The following is a 6,340-nucleotide window of genomic DNA, read 5'->3' as shown; positions in this document are numbered from 1 at the left end:
CTTCTTCTCTGTGTTGGCTTGGATCGTGAGATCGATTTGACCTCTAGCCCCCTCATATTCTGCTTTGAGAGTGACTGTTCCTGGCCTATGTAACTCAAGCATTCCTTTACGAACTGCGACTTCCCCTTCACCACTTGTAGAGAAGTTTACTTTATCAGCTGGTAAACTGCTTGTGTTCCGTCTTGATAGTGAGCGAGTACAGACAATTTCACTGTTTGGTCTTCTTTAAGACCGTCAGCTTGCTCCACTTGTAGGCTCAAGTGGTCAATTTTCGGTGCTTCTTCAAGGAATTGAATTGCATAGGTTTGAAGAGGTCCACCATCTTTTGGTTGAACATAGATGCTTCAACCATGGTGACAAGCAGTCGTCAGATTAACTTCTGGGGTCAAAAGGCTGGCGCATCTGAGGCGGTTTTGGCGCGTGAAATTCCATCTGCTGAGCTCTTCAAGATGCCTGAGATTTTGGAAATTCCTGCTGAAGTGTTGGTTTACGGAGCTAGTGTCATTCACCATTCTAAACGTCCACTCTTGCAAAACTACTATAACTTTACGCATATCGATGATGAAAAGACACGTAAACGTGACCTCTTCTTGGCAGAGCCGAGTGACCCAGAAAGCCATTATTCTATCTTTGAAGACAATCATGGTACCCACATCTTTGCAAATAACGACCTTGATTTGATGACCAAATTGACAGAATTAGTAGAACATGGTTTCACTCACTGGAAGCTAGAGGGGCTCTACACACCTGGTCAGAATTTTGTAGAAATTGCTAAACTCTTTATCCAAGCACGTAGCTTGATCCAAGAGGGGAATTTCAGCCATGACCAAGCCTTCTTGTTAGATGAGGAAGTGCGCAAGTTACATCCTAAAAACCGTTTCCTGGACACAGGATTCTATGATTACGATCCTGACATGGTTAAATAGGACACCAAAACCCGAAATAAAAATGTTCGGGTTTTTCCAGTGTATCCATGAAATAAAAACGGATACATGTTATAATAAAAATAGCTCTTTAATGGAGGTGTTTGAGTGGAAAATCTGAAGAAAATGGCAGGTATCAAGGCTGCTGAGTTTGTCAAGGATGGCATGGTAGTCGGACTTGGAACGGGCTCTACTGCCTACTATTTCGTAGAAGAAATCGGTCGTCGGATTAAGGAAGAAGGTTTGCAGATTACTGCTGTAACGACTTCCAGTGTGACCAGTAAACAGGCTGAAGGTCTTAACATCCCTCTCAAGTCGATTGATCAAGTAGACTTTGTCGATGTGACGGTTGATGGGGCGGATGAAGTAGATAGCCAGTTTAACGGAATCAAAGGCGGTGGTGGTGCCCTTCTGATGGAGAAGGTTGTCGCAACGCCCTCAAAAGAATACATTTGGGTGGTAGATGAAAGCAAACTGGTAGAGAAACTAGGTGCTTTTAAATTGCCTGTAGAAGTGGTTCAGTATGGTGCAGAACAGGTCTTTCGTCGGTTTAAGCGAGCTGGCTACAAACCAAGTTTCCGTGAAAAAGACGGCCAACGTTTTGTGACCGATATGCAGAACTTTATCATTGATCTAGCCTTGGATGTCATTGAAGATCCAATTGCTTTCGGGAAAGAATTGGACCATGTCGTTGGTGTCGTAGAGCACGGCTTGTTCAACCAAATGGTGGATAAGGTCATCGTAGCGGGACGAGATGGTGTTCAGATTTTAACTTCAACAAAAGCAAACTAATCAACATAATAAGGAGACAGACTATGTCAAAATTTAATCGTATTCACTTGGTGGTACTGGATTCTGTGGGAATCGGTGCTGCACCAGATGCCAATAACTTTGTCAATGCAGGGGTTCCAGATGGAGCTTCTGACACACTAGGACACATTTCCAAAACAGTTGGTTTGAATGTGCCAAACATGGCTAAAATCGGTCTAGGAAATATTCCTCGCGAAACTCCTCTAAAGACTGTACCAGCTGAAAGCAATCCAACAGGATATGCAACAAAATTGGAAGAAGTTTCCCTTGGTAAGGATACAATGACTGGTCACTGGGAAATCATGGGACTCAACATTACCGAGCCTTTCGATACTTTCTGGAACGGATTCCCAGAAGAAATCTTGACAAAGATCGAAGAATTTTCAGGACGCAAGGTCATTCGTGAAGCCAACAAACCTTACTCAGGAACAGCTGTTATCGATGATTTTGGACCACGTCAAATGGAAACTGGGGAGTTGATTATCTATACTTCAGCTGATCCTGTTTTGCAGATTGCTGCCCACGAAGACATTATTCCTTTGGATGAATTGTACCGTATCTGTGAATACGCTCGTTCAATTACACTTGAACGTCCTGCCCTTCTAGGCCGTATCATTGCTCGTCCGTATGTTGGTGAACCAGGTAACTTCACTCGTACGGCAAATCGTCGAGACTTAGCCGTTTCTCCATTTGCACCAACTGTTTTGGATAAATTGAACGAAGCTGGCATCGATACGTACGCTGTTGGTAAAATAAACGATATCTTTAACGGTGCGGGTATTAACCATGACATGGGCCACAACAAGTCAAACAGCCACGGAATTGACACATTATTGAAGACCATGGGACTTGCTGAGTTTGAAGAAGGATTCTCTTTCACAAACTTAGTTGACTTTGATGCCCTTTATGGCCACCGTCGCAATGCTCATGGCTACCGTGATTGCTTGCATGAGTTTGATGAACGCTTGCCTGAAATTATCGCTGCCATGAGAGAGAATGACCTTCTTTTGATTACTGCTGACCATGGAAATGACCCAACCTATGCAGGAACAGACCACACTCGTGAATATATCCCATTGTTGGCTTATAGCCCTGCCTTTAAAGGAAATGGTGTCATTCCGGTTGGACATTTTGCAGATATCTCAGCGACAGTTGCGGATAACTTTGGTGTTGAAACTGCCATGATTGGGGAAAGTTTCTTAGATAAATTGGTGTAAGATGACGCGATATGCTTTACTTGTTCGGGGCATTAATGTAGGTGGGAAAAATAAAGTTGTCATGGCGCAACTTCGTGAAGAACTGACAGAGTTGGGACTGGAAAAGGTTGAGACCTACATCAACAGTGGCAATATTTTCTTTACTTCGACAGACCCCAAAGCCCGATTGGTTGAAAAGTTAGAGGCTTTCTTTGAAATCCATTATCCATTTATTCAGAGCTTTTCCTTGCTGAGTCTTGAGGACTTTGAAGAGGAACTTGAAAATCTGCCTGAATGGTGGACCAAAGACCTGGCTCGAAAAGATGTGCTCTTCTACACGGAGGGCTTGGATGTGGCTCAAGTGATCGAGAAAGTGAACAGTTTGGAACTGGAAGATGAAGTCGTTCATTTTGGAAAACTTGGGATTTTCTGGGGGAAACTTTCTGAAGAATCCTACTATGCAACTGCCTATCATAAGTACTTGCTCAAGATGCCTTTTTATCGCAACATCACCATTCGCAATGCCAAAACCTTTGACAAAATCGGTCAAATGCTAAAAAATAATAAAGGAGAGACACAATGACATTTTTAGATAAGATCAAGGAAACAGCTGCTTTCCTGAAAGAAAAGGGTATCCTAGCGCCTGAATTCGGTTTAATCCTTGGATCAGGACTTGGAGAATTGGCAGAGGAAATCGAAAATCCTGTTGTAGTAGACTATGCAGATATTCCAAACTGGGGCCGCTCGACAGTAGTCGGTCACGCTGGTAAATTGGTATATGGTGACCTTGCAGGTCGAAAAGTCTTGGCTCTTCAAGGTCGCTTCCATTTCTACGAAGGAAATCCTCTTGAGGTCGTGACTTTCCCAGTACGTGTGATGAAAGTTCTCGGATGTGAAGGTGTCATTGTAACCAATGCAGCTGGCGGTATTGGCTATGGTCCTGGTACCTTGATGGCTATCTCAGACCATATCAATATGACGGGGCAGAACCCATTGATGGGTGAAAACTTGGATGATTTTGGTCCACGTTTCCCTGATATGTCAAAAGCCTACACACCAGAATACCGTGCAACTGCCCATGAAGTGGCTAAAAAACTCGGTATCAAGCTTGATGAAGGTGTCTATATCGGTGTAACCGGTCCGACTTATGAAACACCTGCAGAAATTCGTGCCTATAAGACATTGGGAGCAGATGCAGTTGGTATGTCCACTGTTCCTGAAGTGATTGTGGCAGCCCACTCAGGCTTGAAAGTTTTAGGAATTTCATGTATTACGAACCATGCTGCTGGTTTCCAAGAAGAACTCAACCACGAAGAAGTTGTAGAAGTAACAGAGCGTGTCAAAGGTGACTTCAAAGGCTTGCTTAAAGCGATTCTTGCTGAATTGTAATGAATACTTATCATAGAAAGGTAGAGTGAAGTGTTCTGATTTGAACACGAGCGGAAAATCTTTCATAACAATAAAAGAAAGGATGGGTAAACCGTATTTGTTGAACTGAATACGGGCGGAGAACTGTGTAAAAAAGATAAACTGTCTAACATCTGCGATGTGTCGTCAGTTTCCTATTTTTCCTTTGTTCTCTGTAGCTATCCTAAATATACAAAAAGAAAGGTAGAGCGAAGTGTTCTAATTTGAACACTAGCGGAAAACTCGGAAAATAGATAATCTGACTGAGAAATCAGGATTTCTCGTCAAATTCCTAATTTTCAGTCGTTTTCTTCTCGCTCTTTGTATCATAAACTATGTCTATCCATATTGCTGCTCAGCAGGGTGAAATTGCTGATAAAATTCTTCTTCCTGGGGATCCTCTTCGTGCGAAATTTATTGCGGAAAACTTCCTTGAAGATGCTGTTTGTTTTAACGAAGTGCGTAACATGTTTGGTTACACTGGTACTTACAAGGGTCACCGTGTATCGGTCATGGGAACTGGGATGGGGATGCCATCCATTTCGATTTATGCGCGTGAGTTGATTGTGGACTACGGTGTAAAGAAATTGATCCGTGTGGGAACTGCGGGTTCGTTAAACGAGGATGTTCATGTCCGTGAATTGGTTTTGGCGCAAGCAGCTGCAACCAACTCAAACATCATCCGCAACGACTGGCCACAGTATGATTTCCCACAAATCGCTAGTTTTGACTTGCTAGACAAGGCCTACCATATCGCCAAAGAACTAGGTATGACCACCCACGTTGGGAACGTTTTGTCATCAGATGTCTTTTACTCAAACTACTTTAAAAAGAACATCGAGCTTGGTAAATGGGGAGTCAAGGCTGTGGAAATGGAAGCAGCAGCTCTTTACTATCTTGCTGCCCAACACCACGTCGATGCACTTGCTATCATGACCATTTCTGATAGCTTGGTCAATCCAGATGAAGACACTACGGCAGAAGAACGCCAAAATACCTTCACCGATATGATGAAGGTTGGTTTGGAAACCTTGATTGCAGAGTAAATTGTAAACGAAAATCCTGATTTCAAGTGGAATCAGGATTTTTTCATAGATGCGATTTTTTCTGGATCTGGTGTGACACGGAGGGTCTTTTGTCCTGTGTAGGTTACAAATCCGGGTTTTCCTCCTGTTGGTTTGTTGAGTTTCTTGACTTCAATCATATCCACTTGCACGAGATTTGACAAACGCCCTTTGGAGAAGTAGGCAGCTAGTTCGGCTGCATCTGTCTTGACTTCGTCAGAAGGATTGAGATTTCCTGAGATGACGACATGACTTCCAGGAATGTCCTTGGCATGGAACCAGAGTTCCTCCTTGCGGGCCATTTTAAAGGTCAATTCCTCATTTTGAAGGTTGTTTCGACCGACATAGATAATGGTTTTGCCATCGCTCGCCAGATACTGTTCTGGTTTTTTGCGTTTCTGAATTTTCTCGCGTTGGCGTCTTCTGATGAAGCCAGTTTGAATCAATTCTTCACGTATTTCAGCGATTTCTTCTAGTCCAGCTTGGTTGAGCACAGTCTCCACACTTTCTAGATAAAGAATGGTTGCCTTGGTTTCCTCAATCAGATCAGTAAGGTATTTGACAGCTTCTTTGAGTTTCTGGTAACGCTTAAAATAGCGTTGAGCATTCTGACTGGGAGTCAGGGCCTTATCAAGAGCAATGGTGATAGGTTGATTGGTGTAGTAGTTGTCCAAGGTAACCTGATCTTGGTCATTCGGAACTTGGTGGAGGAAGGTTGTCAACAATTCTCCTTTTTGGCGAAATTCCTCAGCATTGTCTGTCGCTAGTAACTCTTTTTCTTGTTTTTTAAGCTTATGGTGATTTTTTTGAAGCTCATTTTCAACACGACGAATGAGTTCACTGGCTTGCTGTTTAACGCGGTCGCGCTCGGCCTTATCCTTATAATAGGTATCTAAGAGATCCGAAAGACTGGCAAAAGGCTCTCCTACACGATTCGCAA

6 protein-coding genes and 2 pseudogenes are annotated in these 6,340 nt (G+C 43.1%); 6 read left to right on the top strand and 2 right to left on the bottom strand.

The window, feature by feature from the left end:
* A pseudogene (locus HMPREF0849_RS10630) lies at positions 1-344 on the bottom strand (hypothetical protein); the annotation flags it as partial.
* Between HMPREF0849_RS10630 and HMPREF0849_RS00960 the strand changes: the two are divergent.
* The 6 genes and pseudogenes from HMPREF0849_RS00960 to deoD all read left to right on the top strand — a co-directional run.
* A pseudogene (locus tag HMPREF0849_RS00960) lies at positions 339-926 on the top strand (U32 family peptidase); the annotation flags it as partial. The pseudogenes HMPREF0849_RS10630 and HMPREF0849_RS00960 overlap by 6 nt on opposite strands.
* 105 nt (positions 927-1,031) lie before the next feature.
* Entirely contained in the window at positions 1,032-1,715 is a 684-nt protein-coding gene (rpiA, locus tag HMPREF0849_RS00955) for a ribose-5-phosphate isomerase RpiA (protein WP_000429273.1), read from the top strand.
* A gap of 23 nt (positions 1,716-1,738) precedes the next feature.
* Positions 1,739-2,950 (top strand): phosphopentomutase, encoded by a 1,212-nt coding sequence (locus HMPREF0849_RS00950; RefSeq protein WP_000033116.1) that lies wholly within the window; start codon positions 1,739-1,741, stop codon positions 2,948-2,950.
* 1 nt (position 2,951) lies between these two features.
* Complete coding sequence (locus HMPREF0849_RS00945; RefSeq protein WP_000199118.1) at positions 2,952-3,512, top strand: DUF1697 domain-containing protein; 561 nt, start codon at positions 2,952-2,954, stop codon at positions 3,510-3,512.
* A complete protein-coding gene (locus tag HMPREF0849_RS00940) occupies positions 3,509-4,318 on the top strand; it encodes a purine-nucleoside phosphorylase (RefSeq protein WP_000143358.1) in 810 nt (269 codons plus the stop codon). The genes HMPREF0849_RS00945 and HMPREF0849_RS00940 overlap by 4 nt, the downstream gene beginning before the upstream one ends.
* A gap of 353 nt (positions 4,319-4,671) precedes the next feature.
* The gene (gene deoD / locus HMPREF0849_RS00935; RefSeq protein ID WP_000022092.1) at positions 4,672-5,382 is read left to right on the top strand and encodes a purine-nucleoside phosphorylase; all 711 of its coding nucleotides are present in this window, start codon (positions 4,672-4,674) and stop codon (positions 5,380-5,382) included.
* A gap of 32 nt (positions 5,383-5,414) precedes the next feature.
* On the opposite strand, the gene HMPREF0849_RS00930 is transcribed toward deoD, so the two are convergent.
* Positions 5,415-6,340 (bottom strand): Rqc2 family fibronectin-binding protein (locus tag HMPREF0849_RS00930; RefSeq protein ID WP_156798272.1); only part of this gene is annotated, 926 nt, incomplete at its 5' end.

The sequence above is a fragment of the Streptococcus sp. C300 genome, from assembly GCF_000187645.1.
Lineage (GTDB): Bacteria > Bacillota > Bacilli > Lactobacillales > Streptococcaceae > Streptococcus > Streptococcus oralis_CQ.
Note: the sequence above shows the minus strand (reverse complement) of the source record. Positions and strands in the feature narration are given on the sequence as shown.

Excerpts from the sequence above, each read along its gene's own strand:
- HMPREF0849_RS00950 (WP_000033116.1), top strand. The coding sequence starts at position 1,739 with ATGTCAAAATTTAATCGTATTCACTTGGTGGTACTGGATTCTGTGGGA.
- HMPREF0849_RS00945 (WP_000199118.1), top strand. The coding sequence starts at position 2,952 with ATGACGCGATATGCTTTACTTGTTCGGGGCATTAATGTAGGTGGGAAA.
- HMPREF0849_RS00940 (WP_000143358.1), top strand. The coding sequence starts at position 3,509 with ATGACATTTTTAGATAAGATCAAGGAAACAGCTGCTTTCCTGAAAGAA.
- deoD (WP_000022092.1), top strand. The coding sequence starts at position 4,672 with ATGTCTATCCATATTGCTGCTCAGCAGGGTGAAATTGCTGATAAAATT.